Consider the following 17218-nt stretch of genomic DNA (forward strand, 5'->3'; position numbering starts at 1 on the left):
AAAAGTACTGAACTCTATAGTTACAGAGCGTCCAGAACCTACAGCTAAAAATCACCAAAATCTTTGTGCGGACAATGGATATACTGGAGAGCCAGCTTTAGAAATTATAGCAAGACATTTTACTTTTGTCAATATTTGTTGTTATAAAATCCAATTTTAGCAGTATAAGGGTGAAGAACTATATAATTTACACTAACAGATGATTATAAAAATTTTTCTTAATGACCTTACGAGCTATTTAAGAGTTTTTTCAAGATTAGCTATGTGTTATTGTAAAATATATAGTTTAAAAATTATAAAATGTTTTAAAGGAATTCATTGCATATATATAGTCTTTCACACCTGCCAATTCTCTTATAGAATGCATAGATAATATAGGTATGCCCATATCTACACAGGTCATATTGATGTGGCTTGAGGAAATAGGTCCTATAGTTGAACCTCCTCTTTCATCTGAATGATTCACAAATATCTGTACTGGAATGTCAGCCCTGTCACATATGCTTTTATATATCGCACCTGAAACACCGTCTGTAGTATAACTTTGGCTGGCACTTATTTTTATAATGGGCCCTTTATTTATAATAGGTCTATTTACAGGATCTGATTTTTCTATATAGTTTGGATGCAGTGCGTGCCCAAGATCACAGGATATCATGAAGGATTTTGATATGGCTCTATAGAAATCATCTTTATTTTTACCTAGATTTAAGCATATTCTTTCTAAAAAAGACAATAACATAGGAGAATTTGCACCTTGTTTTGTGGTACTGCCAACTTCCTCGTTGTCAAAACATACCATAACATTTGTACTGTTTTTAATCTTGGTATTTGAAATGGACTTTATACCAGAATATACCATGCTTAGATCATCTAATCTGCTAGAAGATATAAATTCCTTATTGGCTCCTGCCATCGTTCCTTTATCGAATTCATACAAGAATAAGTCAAAATCCAAAATATCTTCTTTAGCTATAGATAATTCTTCACTTATAATTTGAGTAAGATAATGTTTGCTTTTAGAGTTGCTGTCTATAAGAGATAAAAGGGGAAGCATATGTTTTTGTTTGCTTAACTTAATACCTGAATTTACTTCTCTATTCATGTGTATGGCTAGATTTGGTATTATCATAAGGGGCTTAGCTATATTTATTAGTAATCTATGTGGATAAAAAGGATTTTCACTTTTTAATACAATTCTACCTGCCATGGCAAGGGGTCTATCCATCCATGTATTTAATATGGGACCACCATATACCTCTGTATTTATTTTTATATAGTTATTTTCTACATTTATATCTGAATTAGGCTTTATTTTAAAGCAGGGAGAATCAGTATGAGCACCTATTACTTTAAAGCCATCTTTTTCTATTTTTCCATTTCCTACTGTAAAAGCAATGAGTGCAGAATCATTTTTGGTTATAAAATATTTTCCCTCTTTTTTTAAATTCCATGAATTATCCTCTTTAATCTCAATAAATCCAGATTCTTTAAGTAAATTTACAGCATTTTTCACAGCATGAAATGCTGTAGGACTTTCATAGATATAATTTATAAGTTCTTCTGCTTCTTCGATTTCATAATTTTTCATAATTCCTCCTAAAATAACTTTTATTTTAATATATATTTTATTATCCAATTTTAAAATATTCAATATATAATTTTAAATATTATTTATAGAATATTAAAAAAGTAAATAACTATTTAATATATATGACATAATGTTGTCACAATGGTTATATAAAATAATTATATTAGCATAGAATTTATCAGAAATTTGAATAGTATAGATCTCCCTTATTAAAAATAAGTACTGGCAAGTTGGCTGGTGCTTATTTTTTTAAAAATATGAACTTTTGAAGTGAGAAAATAAGTTTTTTACCAGTATTTCACGAATTTTGATAGAAAATTTGTGAAAAATATTCGGATTATTTATTGACTGTAACATTCAATTTTGATACCATGTTGTAGGAGGGATGCTACTTGAAGGAAAAATATGATGTTGTGATAATTGGAGCAGGACCTGCTGGAATATTTGCTGCTCTTGAAATTATAAATCTAAATAAGAACTTAAGTGTACTTATAATTGATAAAGGACGAAGTATAGAAAAAAGAAAATGTCCTGCAAGAGTAAATGGAAAATGTATAAATTGTAATCCTTGTGGTATTACTTCCGGCTGGTCAGGAGCGGGAGCTTTTTCAGATGGGAAACTTTCTTTAAGCCCGGAAGTGGGAGGAAGGTTACTAGAGTATTTTTCAGAAGATGAGTGCATGGAATTAATAAAATATTGTGATGATATATATTTGAATTTTGGTGCTAATAAAACTGTATATGGATTAAACAATGAAAAAATAGATAAAATAAAATACGAAGCAAGTAAATATAATATTCGTCTTATAGAATGTCCTGTAAGACATTTAGGCACAGAATTAGCTTATGAAGTATTAAAGAAAATGTATCATTATATTTTAAATGATACAAATATAGAATTTAGTGAACTTACAGAGGTAGAAGATATATTAGTAGAAGATAATGTAGCTGCAGGAGTTCTGGTTAAAAATAAACAGGGACAAAAAAGAATTTCTGCAAAATATGTGATAGTTGCACCAGGTAGGGGTGGAGCGGAATGGTTTTTAATTCAATCTAAAAAGTTAAATTTAAAAACTAAAAATAATGCTGTAGATATAGGGGTAAGAGTAGAGGTACCTAATTCCATAATGGATCATTTAACTAAAGATTTGTATGAGGCTAAACTTGTTTACTATTCTGATACTTTTGACAATAAAGTTAGAACTTTTTGTATGAATCCAGGAGGAGTTGTATCTGAAGAACATTATGATGGAACTATAGCAGTTGTAAATGGTCACAGTTACTCGGAAAAAGAATTGAGAACCGAAAATACTAATTTTGCTATGCTTGTTTCTACTTCTTTTACAGAACCTTTTAACCAGCCTATAACTTATGGCAAGTATATTGCAAAGCTTAGCAATATGCTAACTGGAGATGGAATAATGGTTCAAAGATTGGGAGATTTGTTAAATGGCAGAAGAACTGATTATTCAAGAATTAAAAAATCTACTACTATACCAACTCTTAAGTCAGCAGTACCGGGTGATCTAAGTTTTGTATTGCCTCAGAGGTGTTTGACTTCTATAGTGGAGGCATTAAAAGCTTTTAATAATATTGCACCGGGGCTTTATAGTAAAAATACATTACTTTATGGTGTGGAAGTGAAATTTTATTCAAGTAAATTTGAAACTAATGACAAGTTTGAAACGGCTATAAAAAATTTATATGCTATAGGAGACGGAGCTGGCATTACAAGAGGTCTCATGCAGGCTTCTGTAACTGGGGTGGTAGTTGCAAGGGATATAGCACATAAATAGTATAAATATTATTTTAAAGTTGAATTGTATTAAGTATAAGTTTCATGATATGTAAAAAAGGGGAGGAAGTTCTCATGTCAGCATTTATTGTTTTAGGTTCCCAATGGGGCGACGAAGGAAAGGGTAAGATGACCGATTATCTTGCAAAAGATGTAGATGTAGTTGTAAGATTCCAAGGTGGTAATAATGCAGGTCATACAGTCAGGGTAGAAGATAAGGAATATAAACTTCATATTATACCTTCTGGAATACTTTACAAGGATAAAGTGAATGTAATAGGCAATGGGGTGGTGCTTGATCCGGAAGCATTATTTCAGGAAATAGATTATTTGGAAAAAGCGGGGGTGGATATTCAGCCTGATAACTTGATGATAAGTGACAGGGCTCAGCTCATCATGCCTTATCACAAGGTATTGGATGGAATAAAAGAAAAATCCAGAGGCAAAAAGGACATAGGTACCACTGGAAAAGGAATTGGTCCTTGTTACACAGATAAGATGGAGAGAAGTGGTATAAGGGTTTGTGATCTTATAAATCAGGAGGTTTTCAAGGAAAATTTAAAAGAAAATCTAAAGATTAAAAATGACATAATAACAAAGGTTTACGGAGGAAACGCATTAGATTTTGATTCAATATATGATGAATACATTGAGTATAGAAAGAAATTGCTACCTTATGTTAAGGATATATCTGTAGAGGTATATAATAGCATTAAGAGTAATAAGAAGGTATTATTTGAAGGGGCTCAAGGAACTTTATTGGATATAGATTATGGAACTTATCCTTATGTTACTTCCTCAAGTACTATTGCAGGAGGGGTGTGTATAGGTGCAGGAATAGGACCTACACTCATAACAGGTGCGATAGGTGTTGCAAAAGCCTATACCACAAGAGTCGGAAAAGGACCTTTCCCTACAGAACTTTTTGATGATACAGGAGATTGGATTAGAAAAAGTGGACGTGAATACGGCGTTACTACAGGAAGAGCTAGAAGATGCGGATGGCTTGATCTTGTTATACTTAAAACCAGCAGCAGAGTTTCAGGACTTACTAATTTTGCTATTACCAAAATAGACACATTAGGGGGACTGGAAAAGGTAAGAGTATGTACAGGATATAAATTCAATGGAAAGGTAATAGATTATGTACCTGCCAGTCTACAGGATCTGGCTAAATGTGAACCTGTGTATGAAGAATTTGACGGATGGGATAAAGATATTGAAAATGCTAAGACATATGATGAACTTCCAGAGAATGCCAAAATATATTTAAATAAAATAGAAGAGTTTACTGATACTAAGATATCTATAGTTTCTGTGGGACCAGGAAGAGATCAAACCATAAATTTAAATAATATGTAATTTGAAATTTCACCTTTAAATAAATTCTATTGATTTAGAAGTTTATTTAAAGGTGAAATTTTATTCTATGGAAAAAATAAAAATTATGTTATAAAATAAGTTTATAGTAAATTATAGGAGGAAGAATATTGGATAAATCAACTTTTGAAAAAGAATATGAAGTTCAATATCATGAAATAGATTTTAAAGGGAGGCTACTTGTTACAAGTCTCATAAATTATTTTGCTGATGTGGCTACGAAGCATTCTGAGGCTATAGGAGGAAGTCTTAAATATCTAAAAGAAAAGGGAATCGCATGGGTTCTTTATAAGTGGAATATTAATATAGATAAAAGTCCTTATTATGGTGAAAAAATTACTATAAGGACTAAAGCTTGTTCCTTTAAAAAGTTTTATGCCTACAGAACTTTTCACGTTATGGATGAAGAGGGTAATGTGATAGCCTATGCGAATTCTCTCTGGATTTTAATAGACGTCAGCAGACGCAAAATACTTAGGATAACACAGGATATGTATAAAATGTATGGTATAAATGGAAAAAGTGAATATTTGATAGATATAAAGAAAATAAAGCTTCCAGAAAAATTTTCTATAGAGAAAAGTTTTGAAGTAAGGTATAGTGACATAGATACTAACAGACATGTCAATAATGTTAAATATGTGGATTGGATAATAGAAACCATTCCTCTAGACATAGTGCTTAACTATTCCATAGAAAATTTGAATATAACTTATGAAAAAGAAGCCAAATATGGTGAAATTATAACAATACATACTGAGTTAAACAAACAAGATGAAGGTTATATATCTATACATGAAATTGTAGATAAAGAAGGTAAAAGGTTATCTGCCATAGAGGCTGTTTTAGGTAAGATAAAAGGCTGATGAATTATTTTTCAGCAGCACTTTTTCCAGCTTTAAATCCAGAACTCCAGGCCCATTGAAGGTTAAAGCCCCCACAATCTCCATGTACATCTAATATTTCACCGGCAAAATACAAATTTTTTATTTTTTTAGATTCCAAGGTTTTTGGGTTTATTTCGCATACATCAATGCCTCCTGATGTAACTTGTGAATTTTTAAAGGAATTGGTGTCATATACTTTGAATCTCCAAGATTTAATTAATCTGTATATGTTGTTTTTTTCTATCCACGTTAATTCATCACAGCATTTATGGATATTTTTTACTGAAGCTTCATTTAAAAGTATAGGTATTATTTTTTTGTTTATTATTCCTATTAAAGAATTATGGAGACTTCTATAACTTAAAGTTCCCCAATGATTTTCCAGAAACTCTATTAACTCTTTCTCACTAAACTGTGGAAGCATGTCAATTTCTACTTCAACCAACCTTTTTTTCAGTAAATTATAAGATGCTGTTCCACTTATATTTAGTATAGGGGGGCCTGATATGCCATAGTCGGTAAATAATAATTCACCTTCATCTTGTTCTTTTATTTTGTTATCTATGAGTAAAGTTACATTGCCATTAAATTTCACTCCAGACAGGGCTTTTAAACGGGTGTAGTCCAGTTTTAGCTGTACCAGTGCAGGAATAGGGGAAATTATATTATGGCCTAATTTTTTGCATATATTAAAACCGGAGCCGTCAGAACCGGTATCAGGAGCAGATTTACCACCAGTGCATAAAATAATCTTTCTGGATTCATATAATTTATCTTCACAAAATATTCTAAAATATTTCTTTGTGTATACAATGTATTTAACTTTGGAATTCAAGTAAATAGGGATATTCCTATCTTCAAGGGACATCTTTAGTATATCCAGTACAGAAGATGCTTGAAGAGAAAGTGGATACATTCTCCCTTTTTCTAAGGTTGTGAGAGGTAACCCCAAAGAATTAAAAAATGTGATTGTATCATTTAGAGTGAAATTGTCTAGGGTATCTTTAAAAAAGTCAGGATTTTTACTGTGATATCTTGAGTAATTTATATATTTATTAGTTATATTGCATCTTCCATTTCCAGTTGATAATAATTTTTGACCAATTCTTTTTTTTGACTCTAAAATTCCAACATCTTTCCCACTATCTTTTACAGTAATTGAAGCCATTATACCAGAGGCACCGGCACCAATTACCATTATCTCATGAAACAAAAATATACCCTCCTAAGCTGAATTGAATTTACTATATAATATTTTAACTCACTTATATTTTTTTTAATATAGTTTGTGGATAAAAATTATATAATTACTTTAAATTTGTGTATACTATAATTAGAAGAAAAAGGAGGGATTATTTATGATAGCTTCTGAATTTTTAAATTATAAAAATTGGGTAGTGATAGGCGGTGTGACTAACAATAAAAAATATGCTTTTAGAATATTGAATGCCTTAAAAGATAATGGGTTTAATGTAGCTGGGGTAAACCCAAGAAGTACTGGAGGCGATGCTTATAAGTCTTTGGAGGATGTACCCTTTGCTATAGATGTGTTAGATCTTTGCATAAATCCTATACTTGGCATAGATATAGTTAAGAAAGCCAACAGGATGGGAATAGATAAAATATTGATACAACCCGGTGCGGAAAGTGATGAAATATTGAATTTTTGTAATAATAATGGAATAAATTCTGTAGAAGGGTGTGCACTTATGGAAATTTCTAGGGGGTAGAGCATAGGTTGAAATCTTACTTTTAATCTAGAATGAATAAAAATTTATATAATTATTAATTACCGTAAAGTGTTGAGATATAAGGATTTTAGTAGAAATATAAAAAAAGATATTTAATAATATAAAAAAAAGTGTTGACACTTTGCAAAATATTTTGTATTATAGACTATGTCAGGCCGTCGGGTAGGCTTGATGTATGAGTAAAGGCCCCTTGGTCAAGCGGTTAAGACACCACCCTTTCACGGTGGTAACAGGAGTTCAATTCTCCTAGGGGTCACCATTTTATGTGGGCGCATAGCTCAGCTGGGAGAGCACCTGCCTTACAAGCAGGGGGTCACAGGTTCGAACCCTGTTGTGCCCACCAACATAAGGCTCAGTAGCTCAGATGGTTAGAGTGCCGGCCTGTCACGCCGGAGGTCGAGGGTTCGATCCCCTTCTGAGTCGCCATGCCTTGTAACATCTATTTGTTGTAATAGGCTTTTAGCTTAAATTAGGAAGTCTACTCTAAAGGGAGAGAGTTACTTAAGTTTAAGTTAAAACATTGAATTTATTTTAAGGCCCCTTGGTCAAGCGGTTAAGACACCACCCTTTCACGGTGGTAACAGGAGTTCAATTCTCCTAGGGGTCACCATTTTATGTGGGCGCATAGCTCAGCTGGGAGAGCACCTGCCTTACAAGCAGGGGGTCACAGGTTCGAACCCTGTTGTGCCCACCAACATAAGGCTCAGTAGCTCAGATGGTTAGAGTGCCGGCCTGTCACGCCGGAGGTCGAGGGTTCGATCCCCTTCTGAGTCGCCATTATTTTGCTGGCATAGCTCAGCTGGTAGAGCAACTGACTTGTAATCAGTAGGTCGTGGGTTCGAAGCCTACTGCCAGCACCATAAACTCCATGATATAATATCATGGAGTTTATCATTTTTTGTTATTTAAAGTTTTTACTTTTTATATTTTTACGTATTCTTATATCTTCTCCAAAAAATTTAAATAAGGTAAATTCACCTAATAATCTAGAAGAAATTCTTTCTGAATAACATTTTAAAAGTTCTTCCAAATCACAATTGGTAGATATAAGCATTTTATTTTGTTTCAATAATTTTCTATTTATAAGATTGAAGAGTTCCGTTTTGGAAAAATCCGTTATTTGCTCTGAACCTAAATCATCTATTATTAATAGATCACAATTTATTATGAGATCTTCTAATTTAGAATTTTCCTTAAATCTTATGTTCTTTAAATCTTGAATTAAAGCCTCAGAAGTTCTGTATACTACTAGAAATCCTCTATCTAGAAGTTCTTTTGCTATGCAATTTGATAAAAAGGTTTTTCCTGTTCCTGGGTTACCGTAAAATAGTAGGTTTTCCTTGGAAGAAGAAAAATTTTCTATATATTTCCATGATGTAGAAGCTATTTTTTCTATATTTTTTCTGGGACTAGTTGGTTCTCCTTCATTTTTTAAAGGAGAATATAGGGTAAAGTTGAAATTATCGAAATTGTTTTTAGTCAGTGTATTCATAAGGTCAGAATTGTTATAGTATAATTTAATCAATTTTTTTTTATAACATAGGCATTTTTTAGTACCTATAAAACCAGTATCTTTGCATTTATCACATTTGTAAATCGTATCTAAATAATTTATAGGATAATTATTGGCTACCATAAGTTGGGACTTTTTTTTTCTCAGATTTTTAATTTTTTCTTTAAGTTCTTTTAAGTATTTATCTTTATATTTTGCATTGTTTAATATATTTATTGATAATCTTATACACAATGTACCTATTTCATTGTCAATATCCAATACTTCAGGAACAATTTTTCTAATTTCTTCTTTCCTTAAGTTCAAGGTTTGTTCATTTTTCTGTCGTATATCTTCATAAATTTTTGTTATATTTGAATGATAATTTTTAATCATTTCTATCCCATCCTAATAGTTTTTTTTCTAAATCCTCAAAATCATAGCTTCTCTGTTTAAAATTATTAAAGGATCCTTGATTGGATTTATTCTTTGAGTTTTTATAATTAGTAGATGTATTTTTTTTCATATCTTTTTTTCGTATATCTTTAGTAGTTTTTATATTATCTTTATACCAGCTTGTAAGTATACCATCAATATATTTAAAATCTGCTTTATTTATTCTTTGAAAGCATATATCACAGGCTTTATATATAATTTCTATGGAAAAGTTATAGCTTTCTATCCATTTAGAAAGTAATTCTTCTTGAGGTTTCATTATTTCTCCATCTTTTATACCAAGATAATTTAGAATTTTTCTTATATTTACCCATTTATCCTCATGTTTTTTTATAAAGGCTTGAGCATCATCTATATTTTTTATTTTAGCATCGAACCAGGATAAGGCAGTTTTTTCTATATATCTTACATTAGTTTTTCCTTTTAGAGTGCAATATTGTACTAGTAATAGTATTATTTCCGGGGAAAAATTCAAATCATTTAACCAACTTATGTACATCATCATTTCTTTTGAAGATAATGGTCTTCCCATAGATTTTTCTATATCCTCTAGCATGTCTTTTACAGAATGATTATTTAACTCCTCTAGTAAATTTATATTACCCTCTTTTTCTGTTTCTATATCATCATGTAAATCTAAAAATTCTATATTGTAGTTTCCCATATTATCTATAGGAATCATTTTTATTACATTTTCTTTATTCCAATAATTCCATGCATTTAATACATCTGTTTCCAAAAGATGCAAAGTATTTGCTATTATTTGGGAATTGACTCCGATCTCTCCTGATTTGCAGTATTTTAATCCAAGAAGATATACTTTTACAAATTCTCCACGGGCCTTAGTCATGTATTTATCTATAAATATATTGCTTACAGGAGTATAGCTGCTTTCTTTAGTGTTAAACATATATGTACTCATATTCCATTTACCTGCCTTTATTAAATAAGGATTCAAAAGATGTATTACTAAATTATTATATCAGACTAAATGCAAAAAGTATAATGGACTAAAAGGATTATAGAAATGATAAACTTACGGAAAATTTTAACATACTGGACAGTTAAAAGTTTTTAATATATACTTTGATTATCAAAATATTTGATAATTAAAAATTAAAAAAGGAGAGAGTTAAATGAAATTACCTTCATTGATTATAGGAGATTTAAAGGCTGATATACCTATTATTCAAGGTGGTATGGGTGTGGGCATTTCTGGATATAATTTAGCACAGGCAGTAGCAAATGAAGGTGGAATAGGTGTAATCTCTACTGTTCAGATAGGTTATAATGAATTGGATTTTGAAACTAATTCTAGAGGTGCCAATATTAGGGCTCTAAGAAAACACATAAGAAAAGCTAGGAAATTGAGCCCAAAGGGTATAATTGGTGTAAATATAATGGTTGCTATAGAGCAGTATGATGAAATGGTAAAAACTTGCGTGGAAGAAAAAGCGGATATAATAATATCGGGAGCTGGATTGCCCCTTAATCTACCTAAATTGGTTCATGGAAGTCCTATAAAAATAGCACCTATAGTTTCTTCTGGAAAGGCTGCATCTATTATAATAAGAAATTGGCTTAAAAAATACTCAAGAATGCCAGATGCAGTGGTAGTAGAAGGACCTGAGGCAGGTGGACATCTTGGATTTCACTTGAAGCAACTTCAAGAAGGTAAAGAATCACTGGAAGATATAGTTTTGGAAGTTATTAAGGTGGTAAGAAGTTTTGAAAATGGAAATAGTATTCCAATTATTGCTGCTGGAGGCATATATACAGGATATGATATTGCAAAATTTTTAAAACTAGGGGCAAGTGGTGTTCAAATGGGAACACGTTTTGTAGCTACTGAAGAATGTGATGCACATATAAATTTTAAAAATGCCTATATAAATGTAAAAAAAGAAGATATAAGTGTAATAAAAAGTCCTGTAGGACTTCCAGGAAGGGCTATAAGAAATAAATTCATAAAGCGAACTGAAGTCACTGATACAATTGTTCCTGATAGGTGTTATAACTGTTTAAAAAAATGCAATCCTGCTAAAACACCGTACTGTATATCTAAAGCTTTAATTGACTCAGTTAAAGGAAATGTGGAAGATGGACTTGTATTTATAGGGAGTAATGGATATAGGGTAAATAAGATTGTAAAGGTCAAAGAACTTATAAAGGAGCTTGTGGAAGAAGCAGAAGAGTGCTGATACATATTAAAATATATTATCTGTTTAAAGTGGTGATTTAGTGAACGAAGGCATAAATGTTATAAATGAACTATTGGTAGACATTTTCAATGATATTTTACAAATAGAACAAAATGCCCTTCAAAATGCAGCATTTAATGATCTATCTATTACAGAAGTACATACTATAGAGGCTATAGGTATGTATAAGCCCAGAAAAATGACTGAAGTTGCCTGTCAGTTGAATATAACGTTAGGCACTCTTACTAAAGCTGTAAATCAATTGGTAAAGAAAGAATATGCCCTAAGAAGGCGTAGTGAAGAAGATAGGAGAATTGTATATGTACAGTTAACTAAAAAGGGTAAACTTGCGTTTAGAGTGCATCACAAATTTCATTCTGATATGGTTAGGGAAGCCATGAGGGGATTTACAGAAGAAGATGAAAAGATTTTAATTAAATCCTTGGAAAAGCTTAATAATTTCTTTAAATCAAAGTATAATCTTAAAATCAGACTAAAGGAGAATAACAATGAATAAAGTAAAAATTGCAGGTGTGGGAAGTTATGTTCCGCCTAAAATTTTGGATAATAATGATCTGTCTTTAATAGTGGATACCAATAATGAATGGATAATAGAGAGAACGGGGATAAGACAAAGGAGAATATCACAAGGGGAAAATACTTCAGAAATGGCTACAAAGGCAGCCATAAATGCTATGGAAAGTGCAAATATAAAAGCAGAAGATATTGACCTTATAGTGGTTTCCACCATTACACCAGATAATTTTATACCTTCTACGGCATGCATAGTACAAAAAAACATTAAAGCTGTTAATGCTACTTGTTTTGATATATCTGCGGCCTGTTCTGGACTCATATATGGGTTAGATGTTGGAACTCAATTTATACGTTCAGGAAGATTTAAGGTAGTACTTGTAATAGGGGCAGAGACTCTTTCTAAAATACTGGATTGGCAGGATAGAAGTACCTGTATTTTATTTGGAGATGGGGCGGCTGCTGCTATTTTACAAGTTGGACAGGAAGATAGTATACTTTCTGCATATACAGGCTCTGATGGCTTTCAAGGGGATGCCCTAACCTGTCCTGCAGTTCCTGTGAATAATCCCTGTACCACTTCGGACTTCCAGCAAAGTGTAGTAAAAATGGATGGTAAAGCTATATTTAAATTTGCAGTAAAGATTTTAGTGAAGTCTGTGAAAATGTTGCTTAAAGAACAGAGGCTTACTTTGGAAGAAATCAAATATATAATTCCCCATCAAGCTAATTATAGAATAATAGAATGTGCTGCTAAAATACTGAAAGTGGATATGAATAAATTTTATATTAATTTAGATATATATGGAAATACATCTGCAGCCAGTGTAGGAATAGCTCTGGATGAAGTTTATAAAAAGAATTTGGTGGAAAAGGGAGATAAGGTTCTTATTATAGGTTTTGGAGGAGGATTAACATACGGAGGATTATTGATTAATGTAGTATAATGATCAGTATTCTAAGAGGATAAAAATGATTTTTGGTAGAATAAAGAAGATTATAGCAGGACAGCTTGGGTTAGATGAAAAGGGTATAAAATAAAATACTTCTTTTGAGGAACTTGAAATAGATTCTTTGGAATTATTTCAAATAGTAATTGATATAGAAGAGGAATTTAATGTTCAAATAGAAAATGCGGAATCAATAAAAACTGTTCAAAATACAGTAAAGGTTGTAGAAGAAAAAATTAATATAAAATAGGAGGATTAGTTTATGATTAATACTGTGTTTTCCAATATGCTGGAGGTAGAATATCCAATTATTCAGGGAGGAATGGCCCGAATTGCAGATAGCTCTTTGGCAGCTGCAGTATCTAATGCAGGTGGGATTGGGATAATTACAGGAAATGCACCCCTTGAGTGGGTAAGAAGTGAAATACAAAAGGCTAAAAAGCTTACAGATAAACCCTTTGGCGTAAATATAATGTTACTCTCTGAAACAGCAGAAGCTGTGGCTAAAATGGCATGTGAGGAAAATATAAAGGTTGTTACTACAGGGGCAGGAAATCCAGGAAAATACATAGATATGTGGAAGGAGTATAATATAAAGGTTATACCAGTGGTTGCATCTGTGGCGTTAGCAAGGAGAATGGAAAGAGCAGGGGTAGATGCCGTTATTGCAGAGGGATGTGAATCGGGAGGACATATAGGAGAACTTACAACCATGGCATTGGTTCCACAGGTGGTGGATGCTGTAGGTATTCCTGTAATTGCAGCAGGTGGCATAGGTGATGGGAGAGGGGCAGCAGCAGCTTTTATGCTTGGAGCAGCAGGTATACAACTTGGAACCAGATTTTTAGTTGCAAGAGAGTGTACGGTTCCAAAAAGCTATAAAGATAAGGTATTAAAATCCAGAGATATAGATACTCAAGTTACAGGAAGAGCTACAGGTCATCCTGTACGTGTTTTGAGAAATAAACTTACTAGAAAATTTCAACTGTTGGAAAAAGAAGGGGCATCTCTTGAACAATATGAAGAGTTGGGAAAGGGAGCTCTTGCAAAGGCTGTAGTGGATGGAGATGTAGAAAATGGTTCTGTTATGGCAGGACAGATAGCAGGACTTGTAAATAAAGAACAAAGTTGTAGTGAAATAATAGAAGAAATATTTAAGGAATGTGAGTTTAGGGTTCAAAAGATAAACAATATGTTTAAAAAATAGTATTTGGAGGGAACTATGAGTAAAATAGCATTTTTATTTTCGGGTCAGGGAGCACAGTATTTAGGGATGGGAAAAGATCTCTTTGAAAATATAGATGTTTGTAAAGAGGTATTTAAGCAGGCAGATAATGCATTGCAATTTTCTATAAGTAATGTGTGTTTTCAAGGACCGGAAAAGGATTTAAATAGAACTGAAAATACACAGCCGGCGATTTTAACAACTAGTATAGCAGCATTGAGGGCTTTAGAAAGTTTTAATATTAAGGCTGATATTACTGCAGGACTGAGTCTTGGAGAATACTCATCACTTGTATATAGTGGCGTTATAAGTTTTCAGGAAGCTGTAGTTTTAGTAAAAAAGAGAGGAAAATATATGCAAGAAGCTGTTCCAGAGGGCAAGGGAATTATGGCAGCAATTATGGGATTAAATTATTTAGATGTGGAAAAAATATGTAATGAATGCAGTTACTTGGGAACAGTAGAACTTTCAAATATTAACTGTCCAGGACAGGTTGTAATTGGTGGAGAAGTAGAAGCAGTGAAAGCTGCTTGTAGTGCAGCTAAAGATAAGGGTGCACGTAAGGTAGTGGAACTTGTTGTCAGCGGCCCTTTTCATACATCCATGCTAAAACCTGCTTCAGAAAAACTGGAAGAAGAATTGAAGAATATATCTATAAATCAGTTTGCTGTGCCGATTGTGACAAATGTGACTGGAGAGATAATTGAAAAAGTTGATGATATAAGACCTTACCTTAAGAAACAGGTTATGAGTACAGTGCTTTTTGAGAAAAGCATAAATACTATGATAGAATTTGGAGTAGATACTTTTATAGAGATAGGTCCTGGAAGGATACTGAGTGCATTTGTAAAGAAAGTAAACAGGAAGGTACGTGCTTTAAATGTTCAGGACATGAAAAGTCTAAATAGTACTGTGGAAAAATTAAGAAATAGATAGGAGAAATACAATGGATAATTTAAATAGAAAGGTAGCTTTAATTACAGGAGGAGCTAGGGGAATTGGAAAGGCCATTTCACTTAAATTGGCAGAACAGGGATTCTATATAGTAGTAAATTATAGAAGCAGTTCAAATCTTATAGATGAATTAATAAATGAGGTTGAAAAAAGAGGAAGTAAAGCTGTTGCCATCCAGGGAGATGTAAGTTTATTTGAAGATGCAAAAAATATTGTAAAAGAAGCAATTAGTGCTTTTGGAAGGATAGATGTGCTGGTAAATAATGCAGGCATAACCAAAGATGGATTAATACTTAGAATGAAGGAAGAAGATTTTGACAAGGTTATAGCTGTGAATTTAAAAGGGACATTTAATTGTATAAGACATGTAAGTCCAATAATGGTAAAGCAGCGAAGCGGAAAAATAATAAATTTATCTTCAGTAGTAGGTGTAACAGGTAATGCAGGGCAGGTAAATTATTCTGCAGCAAAGGCCGGAATAATAGGAGTTACAAAATCTACAGCCAGAGAGCTGGCATCAAGAGGGATAAATGTAAATGCTGTAGCCCCAGGATTTATAAAGACAGACATGACAGATGCTCTGTCAGAAAAGTTAAAGGAAGATACATTAAACAGTATACCGCTAAAAAGATTTGGAACAGCTGAGGATGTGGCAAATGTAATAGCTTTTCTCGCCTCTCCTGGTGCAGATTATTTAACAGGACAGATAATAAATATAGATGGTGGAATGGTAATGTAAATTTTTAAAGGTTAGGTGAAATATATGAAAAAGAGAGTTGTAATTACAGGACTTGGGGCGGTTACTCCCTTGGGAAATAATGTAGATACTTTTTGGAATAATGTAAAAAGTGGCGTTTGTGGAATAGATTTTATTAAGTCCTTTGATACAGAAAATTTTAAATCCAAGTTAGCAGCAGAAGTAAAAGATTTTTCTCCTGAAAAATTTCTCGATAAAAGAGAAGTTAGAAGGTTAGATAAATTTTCACAATTTGCCATGGTATCCGCAGAAGAAGCGTTAAAGGATTCAGAACTTGATCTTGATACCTTAGATAAATATAGGTTTGGAGTTTTGGTAGGTTCCGGAATTGGCGGAATAGGTACCATAGAAAAAGAACATAGTACACTTATGGAAAAGGGACCTGGCAGGGTACGTCCCATATTTATACCTATGATTATAGGAAATATGGCAGCTGGAAATATTGCTATAAAGTTTGGGGCTAAGGGGGTATGTACTACGGTTGTTACAGCCTGTGCTACAGGTACAAATGCAATTGGTGAAGCTTATAAGATGATTGAAGATGGAAGAGCAGATGTAATGATTGCAGGAGGTACAGAGGCCTCTATAACACCTCTTTCCATAGCAGGATTCATATCTCTTACAGCACTTAGCAGAAGTGATGATCCAAAAAGAGCATCTATTCCTTTTGATAAGGAGAGAGGCGGATTTGTTATGGGAGAAGGGGCAGGCATTGTTATACTTGAATCCCTAGAACATGCAAAGAAAAGAAATGCTAACATACATGCGGAGATAGTAGGGTATGGCTCAACTTGTGATGCTTATCATATAACCGCAGTGGATCCAGAAGGAGAAGGACCTGCAAGAGCTATGAAGATTGCTATAGAAGAAGCGGGAATTGATAAGGAGGAAGTTTCTTATATAAATGCTCATGGTACAGGTACTCCAACTAATGATAAGGCTGAAACAAAAGCTATAAAATTAGTATTTGGAGATAAGGCAAAAGATATACCTATAAGTTCAACTAAATCTATGACAGGGCATCTTTTAGGAGCTGCTGGGGCTGTGGAAGCTATAGTGTGTGTCAAATGTGTTCAAGACAATTATATTCCGCCTACCATAGGTTATAAGGTTCCAGATGAGGAGTGCGATCTTGATTATGTTCCAAATAAGGGAAGAAGTGGAGAGGTTAAATATGCCATGTCTAATTCCTTTGGATTTGGAGGCCATAATGCAGTAATCTTATTAAAAAAGTGGAGTGAATAA

General features: G+C 32.7%; 15 protein-coding genes, 7 tRNA genes and 1 pseudogene. 19 read left to right on the forward strand and 4 right to left on the reverse strand.

What is annotated here, in order from left to right:
* Positions 1–286 precede the first annotated feature (286 nt).
* Positions 287–1591, reverse strand: coding sequence for a M18 family aminopeptidase (locus tag V7Q02_RS06180; protein WP_333860142.1), 1305 nt, complete (start codon positions 1589–1591; stop codon positions 287–289).
* Between the two features lie 392 nt (positions 1592–1983).
* On the opposite strand from V7Q02_RS06180, the gene V7Q02_RS06185 reads away from it, so the two are divergent.
* The 3 genes from V7Q02_RS06185 to V7Q02_RS06195 all read left to right on the forward strand — a co-directional run bounded on the left by V7Q02_RS06185 (position 1984) and on the right by V7Q02_RS06195 (position 5632).
* The gene (locus V7Q02_RS06185) at positions 1984–3387 is read left to right on the forward strand and encodes an NAD(P)/FAD-dependent oxidoreductase (RefSeq protein ID WP_333860143.1); all 1404 of its coding nucleotides are present in this window, start codon (positions 1984–1986) and stop codon (positions 3385–3387) included.
* A 74-nt stretch (positions 3388–3461) separates the two neighbouring features.
* Positions 3462–4748 carry an adenylosuccinate synthase gene (locus V7Q02_RS06190; protein WP_333860144.1) on the forward strand — a complete coding sequence of 429 codons (1287 nt, stop codon included), beginning with the start codon at positions 3462–3464 and terminating at the stop codon, positions 4746–4748.
* A 128-nt stretch (positions 4749–4876) separates the two neighbouring features.
* A complete protein-coding gene (locus tag V7Q02_RS06195; protein ID WP_333860145.1) occupies positions 4877–5632 on the forward strand; it encodes an acyl-[acyl-carrier-protein] thioesterase in 756 nt (251 codons plus the stop codon).
* Positions 5633–5636: 4 nt separating this feature from the next.
* Here V7Q02_RS06195 and V7Q02_RS06200 read toward each other — a convergent pair whose 3' ends face one another.
* Positions 5637–6866, reverse strand: a complete 1230-nt coding sequence (locus tag V7Q02_RS06200) for an NAD(P)/FAD-dependent oxidoreductase (protein WP_333860146.1) — start codon at positions 6864–6866, stop codon at positions 5637–5639.
* Between the two features lie 145 nt (positions 6867–7011).
* Here V7Q02_RS06200 and V7Q02_RS06205 point away from each other — a divergent pair, with 145 nt between their 5' ends.
* The 8 genes from V7Q02_RS06205 (at position 7012) to V7Q02_RS06240 (ending at position 8264) form a co-directional block, all read left to right on the forward strand.
* Entirely contained in the window at positions 7012–7383 is a 372-nt protein-coding gene (locus V7Q02_RS06205) for a CoA-binding protein (RefSeq protein ID WP_333860147.1), read from the forward strand.
* A 205-nt stretch (positions 7384–7588) separates the two neighbouring features.
* Positions 7589–7663: transfer RNA gene (locus tag V7Q02_RS06210), tRNA-Glu, on the forward strand.
* 8 nt (positions 7664–7671) lie between these two features.
* Positions 7672–7747 (forward strand) — tRNA-Val (locus V7Q02_RS06215).
* Positions 7748–7753: 6 nt separating this feature from the next.
* Positions 7754–7830 (forward strand) — tRNA-Asp (locus V7Q02_RS06220).
* A 109-nt stretch (positions 7831–7939) separates the two neighbouring features.
* Positions 7940–8014: transfer RNA gene (locus V7Q02_RS06225), tRNA-Glu, on the forward strand.
* A gap of 8 nt (positions 8015–8022) precedes the next feature.
* Positions 8023–8098: transfer RNA gene (locus V7Q02_RS06230), tRNA-Val, on the forward strand.
* A 6-nt stretch (positions 8099–8104) separates the two neighbouring features.
* Positions 8105–8181 (forward strand) — tRNA-Asp (locus V7Q02_RS06235).
* 7 nt (positions 8182–8188) lie between these two features.
* Positions 8189–8264 (forward strand) — tRNA-Thr (locus V7Q02_RS06240).
* Positions 8265–8305: 41 nt separating this feature from the next.
* On the opposite strand, the gene V7Q02_RS06245 is transcribed toward V7Q02_RS06240, so the two are convergent.
* A complete protein-coding gene (locus V7Q02_RS06245) occupies positions 8306–9292 on the reverse strand; it encodes an ATP-binding protein (RefSeq protein ID WP_333860148.1) in 987 nt (328 codons plus the stop codon).
* Positions 9285–10274, reverse strand: a complete 990-nt coding sequence (locus tag V7Q02_RS06250; RefSeq protein ID WP_333860149.1) for a DnaD domain protein — start codon at positions 10272–10274, stop codon at positions 9285–9287. The genes V7Q02_RS06245 and V7Q02_RS06250 overlap by 8 nt, the downstream gene beginning before the upstream one ends.
* A 214-nt stretch (positions 10275–10488) precedes the next feature.
* On the opposite strand from V7Q02_RS06250, the gene V7Q02_RS06255 reads away from it, so the two are divergent.
* The 8 genes and pseudogenes from V7Q02_RS06255 to fabF all read left to right on the forward strand — a co-directional run bounded on the left by V7Q02_RS06255 (position 10489) and on the right by fabF (position 17218).
* Entirely contained in the window at positions 10489–11553 is a 1065-nt protein-coding gene (locus V7Q02_RS06255; RefSeq protein ID WP_333860150.1) for an NAD(P)H-dependent flavin oxidoreductase, read from the forward strand.
* 40 nt (positions 11554–11593) lie between these two features.
* Positions 11594–12070, forward strand: a complete 477-nt coding sequence (locus V7Q02_RS06260) for a MarR family winged helix-turn-helix transcriptional regulator (protein WP_333860151.1) — start codon at positions 11594–11596, stop codon at positions 12068–12070.
* Positions 12063–13034: a beta-ketoacyl-ACP synthase III gene (locus V7Q02_RS06265; protein WP_333860152.1), complete on the forward strand. Its 972-nt coding sequence runs from the start codon at positions 12063–12065 to the stop codon at positions 13032–13034. Before V7Q02_RS06260 ends, V7Q02_RS06265 begins: the two co-directional genes overlap by 8 nt.
* Before the next feature lie 106 nt (positions 13035–13140).
* A pseudogene (locus V7Q02_RS06270) lies at positions 13141–13287 on the forward strand (acyl carrier protein); the annotation flags it as partial.
* A 12-nt stretch (positions 13288–13299) separates the two neighbouring features.
* Complete coding sequence (gene fabK / locus V7Q02_RS06275) at positions 13300–14244, forward strand: enoyl-[acyl-carrier-protein] reductase FabK (RefSeq protein ID WP_333860153.1); 945 nt, start codon at positions 13300–13302, stop codon at positions 14242–14244.
* A gap of 15 nt (positions 14245–14259) precedes the next feature.
* Positions 14260–15198, forward strand: a complete 939-nt coding sequence (gene fabD / locus V7Q02_RS06280) for an ACP S-malonyltransferase (protein WP_333860154.1) — start codon at positions 14260–14262, stop codon at positions 15196–15198.
* 10 nt (positions 15199–15208) lie between these two features.
* Complete coding sequence (fabG, locus tag V7Q02_RS06285) at positions 15209–15955, forward strand: 3-oxoacyl-[acyl-carrier-protein] reductase (RefSeq protein ID WP_333860155.1); 747 nt, start codon at positions 15209–15211, stop codon at positions 15953–15955.
* A 24-nt stretch (positions 15956–15979) separates the two neighbouring features.
* Positions 15980–17218, forward strand: a complete 1239-nt coding sequence (gene fabF / locus V7Q02_RS06290; RefSeq protein ID WP_333860216.1) for a beta-ketoacyl-ACP synthase II — start codon at positions 15980–15982, stop codon at positions 17216–17218.

Source organism: Clostridium sp., from assembly GCF_036781005.1.
Classification (GTDB): domain Bacteria; phylum Bacillota; class Clostridia; order Clostridiales; family Clostridiaceae; genus Clostridium_B.

Excerpts from the sequence above, each read along its gene's own strand:
- V7Q02_RS06180 (WP_333860142.1), bottom strand. The coding sequence starts at position 1,591 with ATGAAAAATTATGAAATCGAAGAAGCAGAAGAACTTATAAATTATATC.
- V7Q02_RS06190 (WP_333860144.1), top strand. The coding sequence starts at position 3,462 with ATGTCAGCATTTATTGTTTTAGGTTCCCAATGGGGCGACGAAGGAAAG.
- V7Q02_RS06205 (WP_333860147.1), top strand. The coding sequence starts at position 7,012 with ATGATAGCTTCTGAATTTTTAAATTATAAAAATTGGGTAGTGATAGGC.
- V7Q02_RS06245 (WP_333860148.1), bottom strand. The coding sequence starts at position 9,292 with ATGATTAAAAATTATCATTCAAATATAACAAAAATTTATGAAGATATA.
- V7Q02_RS06250 (WP_333860149.1), bottom strand. The coding sequence starts at position 10,274 with ATGAGTACATATATGTTTAACACTAAAGAAAGCAGCTATACTCCTGTA.
- V7Q02_RS06255 (WP_333860150.1), top strand. The coding sequence starts at position 10,489 with ATGAAATTACCTTCATTGATTATAGGAGATTTAAAGGCTGATATACCT.
- V7Q02_RS06265 (WP_333860152.1), top strand. The coding sequence starts at position 12,063 with ATGAATAAAGTAAAAATTGCAGGTGTGGGAAGTTATGTTCCGCCTAAA.
- fabK (WP_333860153.1), top strand. The coding sequence starts at position 13,300 with ATGATTAATACTGTGTTTTCCAATATGCTGGAGGTAGAATATCCAATT.
- fabD (WP_333860154.1), top strand. The coding sequence starts at position 14,260 with ATGAGTAAAATAGCATTTTTATTTTCGGGTCAGGGAGCACAGTATTTA.
- fabG (WP_333860155.1), top strand. The coding sequence starts at position 15,209 with ATGGATAATTTAAATAGAAAGGTAGCTTTAATTACAGGAGGAGCTAGG.
- fabF (WP_333860216.1), top strand. The coding sequence starts at position 15,980 with ATGAAAAAGAGAGTTGTAATTACAGGACTTGGGGCGGTTACTCCCTTG.